General features: G+C 45.9%; 16 protein-coding genes. All 16 read right to left on the minus strand.

Going from position 1 to position 18,424, the window contains the following annotated elements:
* Positions 1 to 456: a DUF116 domain-containing protein gene (locus tag PHN32_04670; GenBank protein ID MDD3776878.1), complete on the minus strand. Its 456-nt coding sequence runs from the start codon at positions 454 to 456 to the stop codon at positions 1 to 3.
* 8 nt (positions 457 to 464) lie between these two features.
* Positions 465 to 2,387 carry a squalene--hopene cyclase gene (gene shc, locus PHN32_04675; GenBank protein MDD3776879.1) on the minus strand — a complete coding sequence of 641 codons (1,923 nt, stop codon included), beginning with the start codon at positions 2,385 to 2,387 and terminating at the stop codon, positions 465 to 467.
* Entirely contained in the window at positions 2,374 to 3,366 is a 993-nt protein-coding gene (locus PHN32_04680) for an NAD-dependent epimerase/dehydratase family protein (GenBank protein MDD3776880.1), read from the minus strand. Before PHN32_04680 ends, shc begins: the two co-directional genes overlap by 14 nt.
* On the minus strand, positions 3,367 to 4,371 hold the full coding sequence (gene hpnH / locus PHN32_04685) for an adenosyl-hopene transferase HpnH (GenBank protein ID MDD3776881.1): 1,005 nt from the start codon (positions 4,369 to 4,371) through the stop codon (positions 3,367 to 3,369). It abuts the gene before it with no gap.
* Positions 4,368 to 5,402, minus strand: coding sequence for a type 2 isopentenyl-diphosphate Delta-isomerase (gene fni, locus PHN32_04690; protein ID MDD3776882.1), 1,035 nt, complete (start codon positions 5,400 to 5,402; stop codon positions 4,368 to 4,370). The genes hpnH and fni overlap by 4 nt, the downstream gene beginning before the upstream one ends.
* A 1-nt stretch (position 5,403) precedes the next feature.
* Positions 5,404 to 6,429 carry a polyprenyl synthetase family protein gene (locus tag PHN32_04695; protein ID MDD3776883.1) on the minus strand — a complete coding sequence of 342 codons (1,026 nt, stop codon included), beginning with the start codon at positions 6,427 to 6,429 and terminating at the stop codon, positions 5,404 to 5,406.
* Positions 6,422 to 7,738 (minus strand): SAF domain-containing protein, encoded by a 1,317-nt coding sequence (locus PHN32_04700; GenBank protein ID MDD3776884.1) that lies wholly within the window; start codon positions 7,736 to 7,738, stop codon positions 6,422 to 6,424. The genes PHN32_04695 and PHN32_04700 overlap by 8 nt, the downstream gene beginning before the upstream one ends.
* A gap of 144 nt (positions 7,739 to 7,882) precedes the next feature.
* Positions 7,883 to 8,092, minus strand: a complete 210-nt coding sequence (locus PHN32_04705; protein MDD3776885.1) for a hypothetical protein — start codon at positions 8,090 to 8,092, stop codon at positions 7,883 to 7,885.
* Between the two features lie 159 nt (positions 8,093 to 8,251).
* A complete protein-coding gene (locus PHN32_04710; GenBank protein ID MDD3776886.1) occupies positions 8,252 to 9,211 on the minus strand; it encodes a glycosyltransferase in 960 nt (319 codons plus the stop codon).
* Between the two features lie 4 nt (positions 9,212 to 9,215).
* A complete protein-coding gene (locus tag PHN32_04715; GenBank protein MDD3776887.1) occupies positions 9,216 to 10,127 on the minus strand; it encodes a glycosyltransferase family 2 protein in 912 nt (303 codons plus the stop codon).
* Entirely contained in the window at positions 10,096 to 11,694 is a 1,599-nt protein-coding gene (locus tag PHN32_04720) for a glycosyltransferase (protein MDD3776888.1), read from the minus strand. The genes PHN32_04715 and PHN32_04720 overlap by 32 nt, the downstream gene beginning before the upstream one ends.
* Before the next feature lie 12 nt (positions 11,695 to 11,706).
* A complete protein-coding gene (locus PHN32_04725; GenBank protein MDD3776889.1) occupies positions 11,707 to 13,077 on the minus strand; it encodes a glycosyltransferase family 2 protein in 1,371 nt (456 codons plus the stop codon).
* A gap of 35 nt (positions 13,078 to 13,112) precedes the next feature.
* On the minus strand, positions 13,113 to 13,511 hold the full coding sequence (locus PHN32_04730) for an EamA family transporter (GenBank protein MDD3776890.1): 399 nt from the start codon (positions 13,509 to 13,511) through the stop codon (positions 13,113 to 13,115).
* Positions 13,512 to 13,564: 53 nt separating this feature from the next.
* Positions 13,565 to 15,847 carry a glycosyltransferase family 4 protein gene (locus PHN32_04735; protein MDD3776891.1) on the minus strand — a complete coding sequence of 761 codons (2,283 nt, stop codon included), beginning with the start codon at positions 15,845 to 15,847 and terminating at the stop codon, positions 13,565 to 13,567.
* Between the two features lie 34 nt (positions 15,848 to 15,881).
* Positions 15,882 to 16,862 (minus strand): glycosyltransferase family 2 protein, encoded by a 981-nt coding sequence (locus PHN32_04740; GenBank protein ID MDD3776892.1) that lies wholly within the window; start codon positions 16,860 to 16,862, stop codon positions 15,882 to 15,884.
* A gap of 74 nt (positions 16,863 to 16,936) precedes the next feature.
* Positions 16,937 to 18,373: a glycosyltransferase gene (locus PHN32_04745; protein ID MDD3776893.1), complete on the minus strand. Its 1,437-nt coding sequence runs from the start codon at positions 18,371 to 18,373 to the stop codon at positions 16,937 to 16,939.
* Between the last annotated feature and the right edge of the window lie 51 nt (positions 18,374 to 18,424).

The following is an 18,424-nucleotide window of genomic DNA, read 5'->3' on the forward strand; positions in this document are numbered from 1 at the left end:
CTACAGCCTGATTATCCTTTCTGCTTCTTCCTCATTAACCTCGGTATCCACACAACCATCCTTGGTTAAGGGTATGGTAACTATTAATGGCAAGTGCCTGATGTCATCATCCTTAAGTATATCTCCTACAGCGCAAACTCCCTCTTCCAGCTCTTTGTTGCAGGCAATAGCCACTATACCTTTGGGTTTTTTCTCTTTAACAAACCTTAAGGCCATAGAGCCGCCGGGAGCGATGCATATACCCCCGTAACCCAGCTCCTGTGCCAATATTCTCAATCTGCCTATGGTACAGCGGTGGGGACAGTCATCCCTGCACTCCAACCCCTGTTTTCCCACCCTGGCCTGGCACAGCTGTGAAGGCCGCAAACAATGGGATATAAGGAGGACCCTGTCTTGGGGCTTAATAGAGGCCAGTTGGCGCTCCTGTTCATTTTTAGCCAGATTTGTTTTTTGCATGCTCATAATTATCCTTGCTGTTTTCTGTCTATTCTCTTTTTATATTCCGCTAAAGCCATTAAAGGAAAGTAATCCTTATACAGCTCGTATTTTAAATAGAAAGCCCGCGGAAATCCACCTCCGGTAAAATGTTTCTCGCTCCAGCTGCCGTCAGCATTCTGGGTAGAAGACAAATATTCTACTCCTTTTTCCACCTGTCGGCAAAGGCCCCGGGAGGCTATAAGGCCCAATAAGGCCCAGGCGGTCTGGCTGGCAGTGCTGACCCCCAGGGGCTGATAGCTGCCTGCCTCGTAAGAAGCGCAGCTTTCCCCCCATCCCCCGTCTTCATTCTGTATAAACATAAACCATTCAGCTCCCCGCTCTATATGGGGCCCTATGCTGCTGTTGGCACCCAAACCCAAAGCAGCGGCTGCCTGCAGCACCTTGCTGGTGCCGTAAATATAGTTTACACCCCAACGTCCATACCAGCTGCCGTCAGCATTCTGGGACCTTTTGATATATTTAAGGGCCCTGGATATGGGGCCTATCTCACTGGTATAACCCAGCTTGGCCAAAACCCACAGCACATGAGCGGTTATATCCGGGCTGCCAAAATCAAGGGGGGTTATAAAATCAGCAAAGGGTATATCCCTGATAATCCTCTTATTATTATCCCGGTCAAAGGCAGCCCAGCTGCCGTCCTTGTTTTGCATATCAAGCACCCAGTCGATACCCCTGCTTACTGCCTGTTGATGCTGGCCGGAGCTATCCTTTAATAAGCTTAGGGCCATACTCACTATGGCCGTATCGTCGATATCGGGATAATATTTATTTTCAAATTCAAAGGACCAGCATCCTGAGGCTGTACGGGGATTGTTTACCTTCCAATCGCCTTCCTCGGTTACCTGCTTGCTTAACAGCCATTCTAACGACCGGCTTAGCCGGGGATGGCCCGCAGGCAGGCCTGACTGCCTTAAAGCAATCACCGACCAGGCGGTATCCCATACCGGTGAGGTAGCCGGCTGCAGTATGATATGGCGGGATCCCTCCGAGATAAAATCATCTAAACCCTTTAGCCCTTTGGAGATTACCGGATGGTCATTGCTGTAGCCCAATATTTTTAAAGCAATTAATGAAAACAGCCAGGGCAGCATTATTCCTCCCCAGCTTCCGTCATCTTCCTGGCGGTCAATAATCCATTTTTCCACCTTGCTGATAGCTGGCTGGCGCCCTATCTTGAGCCTATTGTGCAGGCTGTCCCATATCTTTAGCGCCCGGTTAAACAGCAAAAACAGGTTCCCCAAAGAACACCTGCTTCCGGCCTGGTAGGGCACTGGATGTTTAATCCGTTCCGGATTACGGTATAGCTCAAACACCGATTGCTCCCGGTTTAATTTGTATACCGGTTTTTTGGCTATGATAATGGAAAAGGCCATAATGGTAGACCGGGTCCAGCTGGCAAAGTCATAGATATTTATGGGAAACCACCGGGGCAGGTATATAATCTCCGGAGGTATCTCCGGTATGCCTTTCCAGCTGTATTGCCCAAAAAGAGCTAGGATAATTTTGGTATAGGTATTGGCTGCTTCTATCCCTCCCTGGTTAAGTATAAATTTTTTAGCCCTGGCCAATTGCTCATTTTCCGGTTTAAGACCTAAAAATTTTAAGCCGAAATAGGTCTGGATGGTTACATCAAGGCTGCCCTGCCCCCCGTAGAACATGCTCCAGGAACCATCCGTATTCTGATGGTCTAGAAGATAATCCATGGCTTTCTTTTCTTTGCCCAGGTTCTCAATTCCCAAAAACCTGATAAGGGGGATAAAACCGCTGACCACAGAGACATCAGCTTCCAGCAGTCCTACCCAGTATCCTTCCTTATGCTGCCGGGATAATAGATAATCCTGGGACCTCTCTATGTGATCCGCAATTTTTTCGGTATCAATGCTTAACATAGCCTTCCTCCTTAAACCAGTTAATGGACTTGGTAAAGGCATCCTGAACCGGGCCTGGTTTTAATCCCAGTTCTTGTTTGGCCTTGCTGCAATCAAAAAATCTTTTCTTGGCCGCAGTTTTTACTGCCGCTAAAGGAATCCGGGGATGTTTTTTGAGTATCTTGTCACTTATCAGCTGGTCAAAACAGGCAGCTCCTGCAGCTACCCATAGAGGTATCTGTATTTTAGGCGGTTTTAGGCCGGCCAGATTGGCTACCATCTCTAGTATTTGCCTTAAAGTCATATTTTCATGGCCCAGTATATAGCTCTGGCCGCATTTTCCCTTGTGGTAGGCCAGCAGGTGGCCGGCAGCCACATCCTCTACATCGATTATGTTTAAACCGGTATTAACATAGGCGGGCATCTTCCCCTGCAGGAAGTCCAGCACTATCTTTCCGGTGGGTGTAGGCTTTATATCCCTGCTTCCGATAGGGGCGGTGGGATTTACAATAACAATGGGCCATCCCTGTCCACATAACTTGGCTACTTCCATCTCTGCCAGCACCTTGGAACGCTTGTAATGGCTGTATACCTGCTGGGGATGGTTAAGTCTGCCTTCTGTTCCCAGGGGTTGGTTTTTATCAATAGCAATGGTGGACTCGCTGCTGGTGTATATTATCTTTTCTACGCCATGGTCAACTGCTGCTTCCATGATATTGCGGGTACCTTCTACATTTACCCTATAGGGAAGCAGGGCATCCCGGCACCAGAAGCTGTAACTGGCCGCCACGTGAAACAGGCTATCGCAGCCTTTAACCGCGTCATCTAAAGACTCCCGGTTGGTCAAGTCCCCATAACATAGTTTGACATCGAGTCCGCTTAGGTTGCTCAGATTGCTTTCAGGCCTCACCAGTGCCCTAACTTCAAACCCTTCCTTTATAAGTTTTTCTGCCACATGGCTTCCTATAAACCCGGTAGCGCCGGTAACCAGTGCTTTCACCTATCTTCTCCCGGTAAAGTTCCATTTTGCCAGTTTAAGTAGATCCGAAAAGCTTTTTTGGCCTAAAATTGAGCTGGCTTCATAACCGCTGTGGACCATACAGTTTTCACATCTGGGATCTCTGCCCCTGCCGTATTTATGCCAGTCAGTATTTTCTATCATCTCCCTGTAGCTGGGATAATGGGAATCGGTTATCAGGTAACAAGGGCTTTTCCACCCCCGGGGATTTACCGTAGGGTTGCCCCAGGGAACACATTCCAGCTCCCTCCTGCCCTGTAGGAAATCCCAGTAAAGGGGAGTATTGTAAAGCCTTACCGAATCCAGGTTCCCGTATATCTCTTGAAAGGCCTTAAAAGTTTTTTCCCGGGGCAAAAACAGGTCATGGTCCACTTCCTGGTAGCTGAAAGCGGGAGATACCATTACCCCGTCTGTTCCTATCTCCTTTAACAGGTCAAACAGGCTGTTTATCTCCTGGGGGCTGCTGTGATTATAAACGGTGGTATTGGTCCTTACCGCAAACCCCAGCTTCTTGGCTTTTTTTATGGCCGATACCGCAGCATCAAACACATTTATATTCCCTGCCATCTTATTATGGGTCTCTTTTAGGCCATCCAGGTGGATAACCAGGCTTAATCCCGCATCAGGCTCAATAGTGTCTAAAAAATCCTCCATGAGCAGGCCGTTACTGCATAGATAGACAAAATATCCTTCCTTTAGCAGCCCCTCAACAATCTGCTTTGCCTGGGGGTGCAGCAAAGGCTCTCCCCCGGTAACTGAAACTATAGGTGCGCCTGCCTGCCGGGCTGCATCCAGGCATTGCTCCAAATCCATGGTCTGGTCAAAGATATCCTTATATTCCTTGATCCTGCCGCATCCGGCACATTTGAGGTTGCATTTAAATAATGGCTCCAGCATAAGCACAAAGGGAAACTTGCTGTTGCCGGCAGCCAGGTTCCTCCTGATATGGGACAGAAGACGCAGGGAAAGCCGGGCTGAATAGATCAACTGGGTACCCCCTTAACTAGGTGTTTGGTATTCTTCAGGCTCAAGATATCCCTGGCTCCAATGCCAAACATGGCTATCCTTAGGCCTGCTTCTATCTGGCGTATATAATCCAGGCAGACCTCTACAGAATAATTTACATTCTGCAGCATGGGAAGTCCTATTCCCACCAGGTCTGCCCCTAAAGCAATACATTTGGCTGCTTCCAATCCGCTTCTTATTCCCCCGGAAGCAATAAGGGGGATACTGCCGGATTCAGCCCTTACCATATTCAGGGAATCAGCGGTGCTAATCCCCCATTGGCTAAAATGCCCTGCTACTTCTTTTAGTATAGGGTCCCGGCTTCTGATCTTTTCAATCTCAATCCAGGAAGTACCTCCACGGCCCCCTACATCTATAGCTGACACCCCCGCATCCAGCAGCATCCTGGCGGCATTGGCATCTATCCCGAAACCAACTTCCCTTGCTATTACCGGAAATCCCAGGCTGGAGCATATTTCTTTAATTTTTTCCGCCAGGCCGCTAAAATTTTGATTGCCTTCGCTTTGGAAAGCTTCCTGAATGCAGTTTAGATGCAGGCATAGTCCGTCAGCTTCAATCATTTCCACCGCCTGCCGGCATTCTGTTAAGCCATAGCCGTAATTTAACTGTACTGCCCCCAGATTGGCCAGCAGCAGTATGCCCGGAGCTACATCCCTTATCCGGTAGGTCTCTGCCTGGCTGCTGTCTTCTATGGCAGTCCTCTGTGACCCCACCCCCATGGCAATACCCATCATTTGGGCTGCCTGGGCCAGTTTGCGGTTAAGGCTTTGGGCTTCCTTTATTCCGCCCACCATAGGGGATATCATCAAGGGCAGCTTTAAAGGCTTGCCTAAAAAATTAGTGGAAGTATCAATAGCTTTCAGGTCAGCCTGGGGCAGGGCTTGATGTAAAAAACGGTAGCCGGAAAGGCCATTGCTTCCCTGGTTTAAGTTATAGCTGCCGTTTAAACTGATATTTAAATGCTCCAGCTTCCTGCCGCTGTTGGACACCATATCAAAATTCTCTTTTTACCAAAAATTCTGAAATCTCTAAATAGTGTTTTTCAGTACCGCCCTGCAGGGGCAATCCTTTTAAAGCCTGCTGGGATTTTAAATAATAATGGTCAGCCTGCTTCTGGCAATACTCCCTGGCCCCTGCCTGGTCCAGGTAATCTAGAACCTGCTGCAGATCCCTTTTGGAAATCTTGTCCTGGCTGTATATTGATGACAAGCCTTTCTTTACCTGTTCAGAACCGTTTTCCATAAGGTAGACGATGGGCATTGATTTTTTCCTCTTTAATATGTCGCTGCCGCTGCTCTTGCCGGTTTTCTGGTCATTGCCCCAGATTCCCAGCATATCATCCTTTATCTGGAAAGCCAGGCCCAGGTTCCTGCCCAAGGCGCCAAATGCCTCCAGCTTCCTGCCCCCTACAAACAGGCAGGCCCCCATCATTAGGCTGGCCTCAATAAGGGCCGCTGTCTTCTTTTCAATCATAACCAGGTAATCCTGCAGGCTAATATTTTTTTTATGCTCAAAACTAATGTCCAGGTATTGGCCCTCTATCATATTAAGGCAAGCCTGGTCCATGATGGATGAAGCTTTCATCTGCCTGCTGCAGCTTATGCCGTACCGGGAAAGCTTGTGCACTGCCAGGCTGGCTATTACCCTCATGGCCGAACCCACATTAATGGCCTGGGGTTTGCCCCAGATACTCCAAACAGTGGGTTTATGCCTTCTCTTTTGGTCATTGTCCTGGATATCGTCATGTACCAGGGAAAAATTATGGACATATTCAATAGCCTCTGCCAAAGGCAGGGCAGGCTTAAAATTAGAACTTAAGCTTTCGCAAGCCAAAAGACACAAGGTAGCCCTTAAATACTTGCCCCCCTTGGTGGCAATGGGCTTACCCTGCTCATCCACCCAGCCCAGGTGATACCGCAGCATCTGGTAGAAAGGTAAATCCCTGTCCTGGAGGCTGCTGCTGAGCTGTTTTTCTATATGGGGCTTATAATAATTAAATACCGGAGGTAATTTATCCATAGGTCTGCTCTTGCATTTTCCTCAATTTGTAAAGAACGCTACTCTCATTTATGCGTACCATTTTAGAGGTTAGGGGCTGGCCCTTGGCTACATCAACAGTAAGCTGGGCCCCTTCTACCATCCCCAGGGGAATAAGGTCCTGGCTGCGGGCAGTATGGTATTCCTCTATCAGCCCGTATACTGTATAACCCCCTATGCCATCGATTGAGTCCCCTTTGTGCAGATCTTTTTTAGCTACAGTTATTACCTGGGATACGGGGCCATCCAAGGGAGAAATAGTAGCCTGCTGGTAAAAATAAGCCAAAGCTACCGATAAAGGTACTTCCATGCTGGCCAGGTGATAAGGGCGGTACAGAAGATAATTGGGCCCGTCCCCAAACAGCAGGTACTTTAATTCATCTTTTAAAATTTGATTTTCAGTGGTATATATCAAAAAAACCCCGGGGGCCACATCTCCGATAGCAAAATCTACAGCCGGTATCCTTTCCAGTATGCCCCCCTGCTTTTTGCTGGCAAAAACAGTGGCCAGCTCATCAATATTGGCTTTAGCTCCGTGCATGCCCCTGACATCAGGGAGTATGCCGGTGGCATTGGAAAAACAGGCCATCTCTTCCATGGATTTAGTGCCGTCTACAAAAGAGGTCATCATCCGGGGATTGGCTCCCTTGATTTTGCTATATTCGGCTAAAGTAGTTGGGGTGGCATCCCGGTCCAAGGGATTGTTCTTACCTTTTCCTGCAGCCACTACTGTAAACCCTAATGCTGTTGCAAAATCATATAATTCCTTTAGGGCACCAGGTTCGTCTCCCGCTCCCACAGTGTAAACCAGTCCCTGTTTATCGGCCATTTTTTTTATCATGGGCCCTATGGTAACATCCGCTTCCACATTGAGGCTTACCATATGTTTTTTATGCTGGATAGCGGACATGGCAATCACTGCTCCTGCTTCAGGGCTGCCGGTGGCATCTATAACTATGTCTGCTTTATTTAAACTGGTCATTAGGTCAAGACTGTCAGTTAATACCACCCGGCCTTCTTTAGCAGCCAGGTTAGCTTGTCTTTCAATTCTTTCAAAGGAAGAGCCTTTGCTGGCAATTACTTCCGTTTTACCCGAACCCAGCTTAAGATGTTTTAATTTATCAGCTATAAGGTCAACATGGCGGTTAGCTACAGCTGCTACCTCTATGCCCTCTACATCCTGCAGTTGTGAAAGCAGGCTAATGCCCATATGGCCAATGCCTGCTACTGCTACCTTTATGGATTTTCCCTGTTTAGTTAATTGTTTTAATTTAGTGTTTATGCCCAGCATTTACTGCCGTTTAAAAATAAGTTAATAGATAATTGAATACAATCTTAAGGTATGTATTAAAATAAAGCAAGAACAAAAAAGGGTAAAAAAAATTATCCCAGCAGTTTTGCTACTGGAATAATTTTTTTTCAAAATAAGGTAAGCCTAGTTGCCCTTTTCTCTTTCTGCGGCCTCTATCATTTTCTTGGCAATCCTCAGCTCCGTTTTTCTCCTGATGTCTTCAGTGTAAACCCTCAGCTCAGCTACCAGTTTGTTATACCTGGTAATGTATATAGTATCACCCAAGTTCTCGGTTAAGTATTTGGTTAAGTTTACCCGAAGCTCATTAGTATCGATTCTTTTTATATCATTCACTGGTTCACCCCCAAAAAACTTATATAAACATTTCTTATTTATAATTACTGTAATAAGTAAATTATAAAGAAATAAGCATAACTTATGATATCATAATATATAATTTATATCTATAATAAAATTATGAAATTTTTAATATAATTTTTTTTAATAAATTGGTTATAGTTGCTTGGGGCTGCACCAGCCGTAAATATAACCGGCCAGTTTGGCCAAATCTATGTAGGGAAGTAAAAAAAGCATAAATATGGAAGCTGCTGCCTTTTCAATTACGGATCTGCCTTCAAAAACAGCTCCTATCCTTCTCCAGGCGGGCCAGGCATAAAATGCCAGCAAGGGGGCCAGCATCAGTAAAATCCACCCGCTTAGGCTGAAAGCAAGGACTAAAACCGCTATAAATAAAAACAATGATATTATCCTGATCATATGCCTCATTTTATACATCCTGCCTATGGCATCTCCCTTGGCATAGCGGAAAAACTGCCTGAATATAGAGGGCAGGCTGGCTCTCATCTTCCATTGAACCACTGCTTGAGGCACAAATTTTATATGGTATCCCGCCTTTATTAAATTGAAATTAAATTTCATGTCTTCGCCATAATCCATATATTGAGGGTATCCTCCCACTTTCTCCCAGGCTGACCGGTAAAAACAAACATTGCGGGAAGAAGGCATGAATTTTTCCTCTTTTACCTGTTCAGGCAATACCACTACCGCTGCCGCCAGGCACCTTTCCAAAAAAGAATCTGCCCAGGCTGCGCTGTATCCGCCCACTACCAAATCCGGTCCCGCCTCCTCCGTTAAGTTTTTTAGCCAATTAGGATTAAGTATGCAGCCAGCATCACTAACGCAGATAATAGGGGCCCGGGCAGCGGCAATAGCTGTATTCCTGCCCTCCGATATACCGGCTGGTTTCTGCATCAGTATTACTTCTGTCTGCTGGTAATGGCTAAAATAATCCTGCAGCATTTGGTAAGTCCCATCTTTGGAGCCGCCGTCTACTATAATTATCTGGCCCGGCAGCAATTCTTGCCCGGTAAGGCTGTCTAAAAAGTCCGTTATGGAACTAGATTCATTGTATACGGTAGCAATAAAAGCAGTATCTTTTTTTACCGGTTTCATATCATCACCCAAAATAATTGATAAATACCCGGCCCCATTCCCGGGCTTTAGGTATTTGGCCCAAAACAAAAGCTAAAATAGTGCGGTTAAGTATTCCCCATCCAAACAGTATGCTGGCTGCCTTGCTGTAGCACCAATTGAAATTTTTTTTAAAATAGATGGTTCTGGATTCCCAAATTTGGGACATCCTCAATGACCGGTTTCTGGAAGCTATGCCGCTGTCTGCATGGATCACTTCCCAAAAGGGATAATAATAGTTATGGTAGCCTTTTCTAGCCAGCTGCAGGCATAAATCGGTATCTTCGCTGTACATAAAATAGCTGGGGTCAAAGCCCCCTGCTTCCCCGAAAGTATCTTTGGCTATAAACAGGCAGGCTCCGGAAAGCCAGTCCACTTCCCGTACACTGGCATGGTCCCACCAGAGCAGAAAATAGGAACTAAGCCAAGGTATGCGGCGTATACGGTACAGGAAACTGCTTTCTAGAAACTGCCTCCCCAGATTGGGGAAGCTGCGGGCATTGTACTGCAGGGTACCGTCTGTATTAACCATGCGGGGCCCCACAGCCCCTATCTTTTCTGTATTGCCCTTCAGGCAATAAAACTCTATCAGCTTATAGATACCCCTCTGGCTGAACCGGGCATCAGGATTTAAAAAAAGAAGGTATTTGCCCCTGGCCAGGCCAGCTCCCAGATTGGAGGCAGAGGCAAATCCCTGGTTGCTGCCTGACTTTATCAGCTTAAGGCTGGTGCTCTGGCCGGCTATATCTTCCAGGTAAGCCAGGCTCCCATCCTGGGAGTCATTATCCACCACTATCATCTCCCAGCTGAGCCCGGCATCCAGGTTGCCGGTGCTTTCTATGCACTCCCTTATGAAAGGCAGCCCATTATAATTTACGGTTATTATGCTCAGATCCATGCCGGAGGTAATCCTGTACTATTTTTAATAATTTTTGGGAAAAATTCTGGCTAGAAAACATCTGGGCCCTCTCCCTGGCCCTATCTGCAACCAGCTTTAGGTCCAGCCTGCCCTGTACAGCATCCAGGGTGATCTGCTTTAGCTGGTCCAGGCTGTCAAACAGGTAACCGTCTATTTTATCCCTGATGATTTCTCTTTGCCCTCCCTTATTTATAACTATAGGCACGCAGCCTGCGGCCATGGCTTCCACCGTGGTTATACCAAAATGTTCAAATTTTTCCGGATGCCTGGCCTCATCTTCCCCCATCCCGGCAGCATGCCAGAAAAATGTGGATTGGGCAAACAGCTGGCGCAGCTGGTCATAACCAATATTAGGAAGAATATGGACCGGATAGCCTTTGGCGCTGGCTTCTATGGCCCTCATATAATCCTGGTGTTCTTTTTTAGGGGAAAGGCCCCCTGCCAGATACAACTGATAACCTTCCATTTCCAAGCTATGCTGGTCACACAGCTGTTTGAAAGTTTCCACCATCTCCAGCTGCTTCTTATTATGATGCTCGGGAAAGAACCTGCCTACGCTAAGTATGGCTTTTTGTTTTTTACCTGGTTTAAACTGCTCTACCTCCACCGGGGGAAAAAGCAGCTCTGACCGTCTTTTCCACCATTGCTCTATCCATTTCTGGCTGTAACGGGAAATGGAGATTATTCCCTGGTAGGTATCCAAAAAATCCAGGTTACGGGGGTAGGAAACTATAAACTGGGGTATATAACCTATTATCTTTAATAAAAATTTCTTTAACGGGTTTTTGGTGCCCAGCTGGTAGGCCACTGCTCCCAGCTCCCGGGTATCCTTTCCAGGCAGGCTGAAAGTATCAGACTTAATCTCTACCTGCAGCGGCCCCCGGCCTAAATCCAAAATCCTGGCCTGCCCCCGCTCTAAGGCTAAAGGGATTGTTTGCATACCGTTTTCTGCTATTACCTTGATTTCAGCAGCAAGCTGGTCCAAAGGGCTAGACGAAGGGTTCTTTAATCCCACTACAGCAGGACCGCTAAACTTCAAGCTGGCCTGGCCGCTGGTCCAGCTTCCCCTGCCCAGCAAAAACCGCTGGGGTTCATACAGGCCGGACAGTATCTCTATCTGCCTGAAGCTGGGACACCATTTTTCAGCCAGGTGGAACAAGGCCAGGGCAGGGCCCCTGAACAACAGCAGAAACCGGTGAAGCCATCCAAAATCCACATCAAAGGGAGTAGGGAAATAGCACAGGTATAGATTGACTGCCCCGTATGCCGGCAAAGAACTTAGGTAAGTGGCATTTATAAACAAATCATAATCGCTGGTAATATTTTGGGCATAATGGGGAGAAATAAAGGCAAAATGCTTTAGCCTTACCTGGCTCAAATCCAATCCCAGCCGGCCTGAAAGCTGGTTAAGATCAGCATGCAAGTCAGTGAGCAGGTCTACCTGGTAGCCCTGCTGCCGGGATAATATCTCCGCTGCCTTGCAGCTGTATCTTTCCCCTCCCCCCGCAGTGGAAAGGTAGCGATCGTAAATTCCAATTCTTACCATAGGTTATCCTGACTAAAAACTCCGTATCCATTCCTTGATCTGCTTATCCTTTACTGATGCAGCCGACCTTACTTTTATCCTTTTAGGTATAAAGATTATAAACAAATAGAAAAATTTAAAAAATAGTTTTAGCCGTATGGGTATATCTACCCGGTTAAGCCGCCTGCCTAATGCCAGGGAACCCCCGTAAAAGAACAGGTGATACAGCATGGACACGCTAAAGGCCAGCCAGGTCCTGGCCCACAGGGCAAACCATCCGCATTTAAAAATAGCCAGCATACGGTTTCTTAACACATAATAAGTAAAGCTATGGGACCATTCCTGCCCCGAACCACAATGAAAATGGCGGGCTATGGAATTGGGAACAAAGAAATGTTTCCAACCTTTTAGCCTGGCCCTCCAGAAAAGGTCTATATCTTCATAATAGGTAAAAAAATAAGGGTCAAACCACCCTACGTCCTCCAGCATGGCCCGGTTTACCATAAAACTGGAACCGCTTAAGGCAAACACCTCTTCCACCCGGCTGTATTGTCCCTCGTCAAAGCAATTAAATCCCCGTTCCCGGGCATAAAAAGAACGGTTTACCTTAACCCCGCAGGAATTTATGATATCCTTCTGGTACTGTAGATAATCCCGGGGTATGTCCAGTGTAATTACCTGTTCGGTTTTACCCAGGTCTATTTCCTTTAGGATTTGCTCCCCCAACAGTATCTTTGCCCGGTTAGGCTCCAGATAGGAAGATAGGGTTACATTGATGTTCATGTCCTGGTCCTGGCGGGCAACAGGTACAGCCAGGTAGCCGTCCCCATTGGTCCACCGGCCATCTCCCTCCGGGGTATAGAAGCCATCCAAATATTTTATGCTGGCCTGTACCCAGGGATTTTGGGAGGAAAGGCTAAGGCCTGATACTTTTACCCCCAGCCTCCTGCCTTTTTGGGACTTGCCTTTAGTGCTAATGCTGTCTGAAACCAGCTCCAGGGGCAGGTAAGGATAATAGAAAAGAACCTTGGAGCCCACCGCCCCTATTTTGGCATCAGGGCTTGATTCTTCAAATATAGCCAGCATCTGCCGGGCCCAGTCGGCATCCACTACGCAGTCATTATTTATGAGGGCGATATATGAACCCCGGGCATGCTTGAAACCTTCATTATTGCCCCCGGCGTAGCCTGTATTTTTATCCAGGGCAACAATCTGTACCCAGGGGTAGTTCTGCTGTACAAAATCAACGGAGCCATCAGTGGAAGCATTGTCCACCATTATTATCTGAAGCTTGGATTGAGGATAATCCAGATGGGCCAGGGACTGAAAAAGGCCAGGCAAAAAATCCTTGCCATTATAGTTAACCGTAATTATGGATAATAATGGGTCAGCATCTTTTTCCAATTGATATTCTCACCCCTTATAGCCTGTTTGCTAAATCAGCCTCTGGAGATAACAATAACCCCTACTGTGATTATTGCCGCTCCTGCCCATCGAAGAGGATTTACATCCTCTTTTAGAATAAATTTGGATAATACCAGTACAAAAACATAGGTCAATCCTATGAAAGGATAAGCAAAACTTAAATCTACTGCAGACAGCACTATCAGCCATAAGGCTGCAGATATTACGTATAAGAACAGGCCTATTATAACTATAGGGCTTTTAATTACTGCTAAAAAAAGCCTGACCAGGCTGCCCAGCCCGTTAAAATCCAAGGCCCCGATACGATTCATGCCAATCTTAAGCAGTATCTGTCCCCCTACTGCAATAGCTACACTTATAAGAATAAGGGTTACGGATTTAGCCAAGCTCAATTTTTCCTTCTCCCCACCCATTTATCAATTGCCTTTTTTATTTATACCCTTATAACAAATTTATAAATAAAAATCTACAGTTTTCTAGCCAAATAGAACTGATTGGATACAGTGAGCCCCATAATGCGGTCAATATTTTTAAAATCCAGCAGCATGGAGTCCAGGCTTTCTTCCAACAAAAGATCATCTGTCCTGGGCAGGGTCGTACCTTTTTCCAGCACTTCCCTCATTCTTAAAGCATCCATTCCCAGTTTGCTGATCTCTGTCTGCAGTGCCCGGAAAATATTAAAATATATAAGAAGCATCCTCTCCCTGTTCTTCCGGTTAAGCTCATTTATCTCCTGGTTTACCTGCAAATGCAGGTTATGGTTAAGGTTTTTCATGGATTCATTATAACTTTTCCTAATATTCTCAAAGTACAGGCTGGCTAAAGAGTACATATACCTTTTAAGTTTGCCTTTAATGCTTTTATCCTGGGCCAGCTGTTCTGAGTTGAGCATATTAAATCCCGATAGCAGTTTAAGTTGTTTAAAGCCTTCCCGTGAAAACTGTATTTCAAACAGGTCAAACAGCTCATTTTTGCCGTATATATCCATAATTTCTTTCGTTTGGACTGTCTCTGGATCCAGTACCTGCTTCCAGGTTCCCTGGTCAATTATTTCAAAATCTGCATTTTTTAAAATATAGGCAGCCATGAAATCATCTAACGTGGTTTTAGCCTTGTCCTGGGTTTGGGACCGGCCAAAATAGTCAGCCAGGCCCTTGGTTTCCGGTATGGAAATAAACAGCAGGCCTTCCGTTTTGAGCTTGGTGCTTAAAATGTTTACCAGGTCGTGAAAAAATTTGGCGGTTATGCTCTCAAAGGCATTATTTATAATAATGCCGTCAAACTTGGTCCGGGAAGATATCTTGGATTTTAATTTTCCTACCAGGTCTATCTCTTCACCTTCCTGTTCCTGCTCCATTTCCTGGATCTGTACCGTATATATTTTGCCCAGCTCCCGGTTCTCTAAAAGATGCCTGTCTTCATATTTTTCAGACGTGATGGCTAAAATATTATTGCTGCGGCCAAAATTATCCTCAAGCACCTTGCTTATCTTTTGGTTCTGCTGGTCGATCAGCTCTATAATCTTCTTCTTGTCATAGGCATAATCCGGTTCCGTGCAGAACTTAACCAAAGGTTTAGCTACATTTTCCCAGGAAAAGGAAGGGGCAATCTTGTTCATGTTCTTTTTGTAGATTTCCTTTAAGCTGTTATTGGTAAGCATGGACTCCATTACCCGGGCCAGCTGCTGGGCATCCTGGTATCTAACTACTTCCCCCAGGTTGAACCTCTTTACCAATTTGGCAATAGAATCGCCTTCCGTAGTTATTACCGGAAGCCTGGCCCAAATATAGTCTATTACCCGGGTACGGAAGGAATACTCGGTTTCTATCCTTTTTTGGTGGATGGAAAGCCCTAGATCCGATTCCAGTAAAAAATCCTGCCTTAACTCATAAGGTGCCCACTGGTTAAAAAATACAAACTTGTCATAAAGGTCCAGCTCTTTGGCCAATCTTATGGCTTCCAGGCATTTATTCATCTGGGGCAGCTTGGGATCAGGGTGCCTGGTACCCAAAAACAACAGCTTTACATCCTGGCGGTGGCGGGTAATCTCCCATATAGCCTTAATGGCGGTTATGGGATCCAGCCAGTTCCAGATGCCTCCGCCCCAAAGGGCTATTTTGTCATCTTCCCTTAAGTTAGGTATAACCTGCTTTAGCTTCATTTCCTGGCTGTGCTGGGGCGGCTGGGACGGTATGCCGAAAGGAACCACATCAATAATTTTCCTCAAGGTACTGTCATCATCGTAATTATAGGTATTTATCCTGCCCATGGCATTGAGCATGCCTACCCAGTAGTCCCTCTGTTTTTCACTGGCGCAGATAAAGAAATCTCCAATTACCAGCTGAAGCTTGAGTATATTTAAGTTGCTCTTATCGATTCTTATTCTTTCTCCAATATCCCGGTCTGCAAACATTTCCAGGCTTTCTAAGTTAAAGGGATTATAGAGGTCTACTATAATTTTCCCCTTAAAGTTTTTAAGGTAGGGAAAATAATAGATTATATGGCCCTGGATAAGAATGATATCAGCATTATCGGTCAGCGCTTTTAAGCTGCGGTAATCCTGGGTGTTGTACTGCCTCACCTTAAAACCATCTGCTTTTAAGTCTACCCGGTTAGGGGTAGCCAGGGTAACTTCACAGAATGGCGACAGCACCCGGGCAAATTCATAAAATCTGATGCCCGGTCCCGCCATCTGGGAACCAATTACATCATGGGATATTATCAGCAGCCGGATTATATTATTTTCCATAATCATTCCTTCTGTTTTTAAATTAAGGTTGCCTTTATTTTAACTTCAATCTGTTTAATATAAAATGGTTTTTTATTCTAACTGCCAGGTTGAAAAGCAGCAGTAAAAAATTCTTGGCATAGGCAGACCGCAAAGCCCTTTTCTGGTCTGCAGTAGACTGCTCCCTTACCCATTTTCTTTCAGCAGCCCAAAATTCACGGTAAGGCAGTTTGGCATTAAGCACAGCGCACCTTATCCTGTTCTTATGGTAAAGGTGGTAAAAACTGCTGCTGTATTTTTTCAAGGTCACCGCTTCAGCATGCCTGGCCATGGCCAAAGGGTTTACCGCCACCCTGTATCCCAGCCTGGCGCATTTCAAGCAATAGTCCAGCTCCTCAAAATAAGCTGGCCTGTACCCGGTATCAAAGCCCCCTAGACCAGTAAACAGTTCTGTCCTGGTAGCCAGCATGGCCCCCGTTACATATCTTACATCCCTTACTGTATCCAGCACATTTTCCTTTTCCTGTTTGTATTTATCCTTAAGCTGGCTGTAGCTTTTACCTGACCCTATATGTGTGGTTAGATAATTGGAGGATACCAGCCCTCCCAAATGCTGTATGGTATCCTGCTCATAGTCCAGTATCAGTCCTCCCGCCACCCCTATCCTGCGGTCACCCTCCAGGGCTCTTATAAGTTGGTCCAAGGCGCTGGTATCCAAATACAGGTCAGGGTTTAAAAAGATTATGTAACGGTAATCCTTTAACCTTTTTTGCATGTAACCCCAGCAGGCTTTCCTGATAGCCCCGGCAAAACCATAGTTTTCATTCATCTTTAGCAATTTGAAATTCTTGGGCGATATCCCGGGGACAGAATTCCTAAACTCCCTTATCCTGCTTAAGCTTAAGTCGGTAGAATTATTGTCCACTACCAGCAAAAACCAGGAATGATAATCCTGGGATACTACTGAATTCAGGCATTTTTCTATAAAACTTTCGCTGTTGTAACTTATAACCACAATCAGGCTTTTTGGTTCCATAGGGATTGATGTAAGGTTTTACAAGCTAATTGATTTTAATACAGAAAACCTATTATTACAATTTTTGCACAAGCCTACCTGCCTATTTTCCCCTTTAATTTTTTAAGGTAGGCATAACTGCGATAAACAAAGCCCCTCTTTACTATGGCTTCCAGCTCGCCCAGGCGGCGGTCTCTTTCTTCTATCATCTTCTTCTGCCTGTAGGTAATATCCTCTAAATTGGCCAATGCTTCTTCCTTAAGGAACATCATCTCTTTTCTGTGGCCGCTGTCCGGGGCATGGGCGGGGCTATCTACCCATTGCCTTAAACTTTTAGCAGTAAGGCCATAGCTGAAATTATCCAATCCATACTGCCTCCCTTTTTGGCCCCTCTCCTTTACTTGGCTGCGGTGGGAAGCCAGGTAGATTAGCAGCTGGGCCAAATCCTGGCTGTCATGGGGAGAAAAGGTATACCCTATTTTTTCCTGCTTTACTATATGGGTAAGCTCGCATACATCGGAGCTAACCACACAAAGGCCGGCCCGCATCCAGTCCAGTATACGGTTTTTGCTTCCCAGCCTCACTTCATAAATATCCTTATCAATATTTATACCTATATCGGCTTCCAGGTAATAATTAGGCACATCCTCGCCCTTAACCCATCCTTTCATGATAAAGTTATCCTTAAATTTACTTTTTTCAATCAAGGATAAAAAATGGGGATAGGTTTTGATATCCTGCTCCGGGATCTCCCCTCCGGTGGAAACAAACTTTATGCTCCGGTTAGAGGCCATGGCCTGCTGCAGGCCTTCAAACAGGGTATCTACGTCGGTCCAGGTATTATAGCCTCCCGTCCATAACACTACAAAGTCATCTTCTGAAACCCGGCCGGTGTTCCTGATGACTGTTTTAGTATGCTCATAGTTTTCGGCAGCCATGCCGCAGGGTATGCTGCAGCTGAAATCATAGCCCAAAGTATGCCGGTTAAGCCTGCCTGCCGCCCCCAGCTCTCCTATTAGGGCATATTCCTGCCTGCCGGATACACAGGAAAACATATCTGCCTGCTGCAATATGTGGTATTCCCGGTTCCAGTAATGAAACAGGCAGCCGTCGTTTTGGTCTACTGCCGCCCTGGCCTGGGCCTCAGCCATTACATGACCAAACAAATCCGCCCACATGGGCTGGGTGGATTTAATCCTGGAGGCGATATAGGAAGGGTAAAAGCTGCAGCCTATTATACAGTCCGGATTAAATTTCTGGCATAAACCAGAGACTAATTCCCTATGTTCAAAATCATGGGGGGAAAGCAGGTGGTAATCGAAACTGTAAGCGCCATATTTAAACCCCTCCCTGTGGCTGGAAGAAAAATCCTGGTTGTAGGCGCTGGGTATGGCATAACTTACCAGGCAAACCTGGTGCCCGTCCTGGAGCAGGGGCTGGACAAACTGCCAGGTCCTAATCCCTGTGCCGTAAACTTTTTTATCGTTTTCAAAAGGCAGGGGACTCATCCCCAGTATGAATAATTTCCCCATATACCAGCCTTAATAAATTTTGTCTTAACTTTACCATAAAAATAGTAAAAG

Source organism: Actinomycetota bacterium (assembly GCA_028698215.1).
GTDB lineage: Bacteria > Actinomycetota > Humimicrobiia > Humimicrobiales > Humimicrobiaceae > Halolacustris.

Coding starts and splice junctions, on each gene's coding strand:
- PHN32_04670 (MDD3776878.1), bottom strand. CDS start 456: ATGCAAAAAACAAATCTGGCTAAAAATGAACAGGAGCGCCAACTGGCC.
- shc (MDD3776879.1), bottom strand. CDS start 2,387: ATGTTAAGCATTGATACCGAAAAAATTGCGGATCACATAGAGAGGTCC.
- fni (MDD3776882.1), bottom strand. CDS start 5,402: ATGGTGTCCAACAGCGGCAGGAAGCTGGAGCATTTAAATATCAGTTTA.
- PHN32_04695 (MDD3776883.1), bottom strand. CDS start 6,429: ATGGATAAATTACCTCCGGTATTTAATTATTATAAGCCCCATATAGAA.
- PHN32_04700 (MDD3776884.1), bottom strand. CDS start 7,738: ATGCTGGGCATAAACACTAAATTAAAACAATTAACTAAACAGGGAAAA.
- PHN32_04710 (MDD3776886.1), bottom strand. CDS start 9,211: ATGAAACCGGTAAAAAAAGATACTGCTTTTATTGCTACCGTATACAAT.
- PHN32_04715 (MDD3776887.1), bottom strand. CDS start 10,127: ATGGATCTGAGCATAATAACCGTAAATTATAATGGGCTGCCTTTCATA.
- PHN32_04720 (MDD3776888.1), bottom strand. CDS start 11,694: ATGGTAAGAATTGGAATTTACGATCGCTACCTTTCCACTGCGGGGGGA.
- PHN32_04730 (MDD3776890.1), bottom strand. CDS start 13,511: ATGGGTGGGGAGAAGGAAAAATTGAGCTTGGCTAAATCCGTAACCCTT.
- PHN32_04735 (MDD3776891.1), bottom strand. CDS start 15,847: ATGGAAAATAATATAATCCGGCTGCTGATAATATCCCATGATGTAATT.
- PHN32_04740 (MDD3776892.1), bottom strand. CDS start 16,862: ATGGAACCAAAAAGCCTGATTGTGGTTATAAGTTACAACAGCGAAAGT.
- PHN32_04745 (MDD3776893.1), bottom strand. CDS start 18,373: ATGGGGAAATTATTCATACTGGGGATGAGTCCCCTGCCTTTTGAAAAC.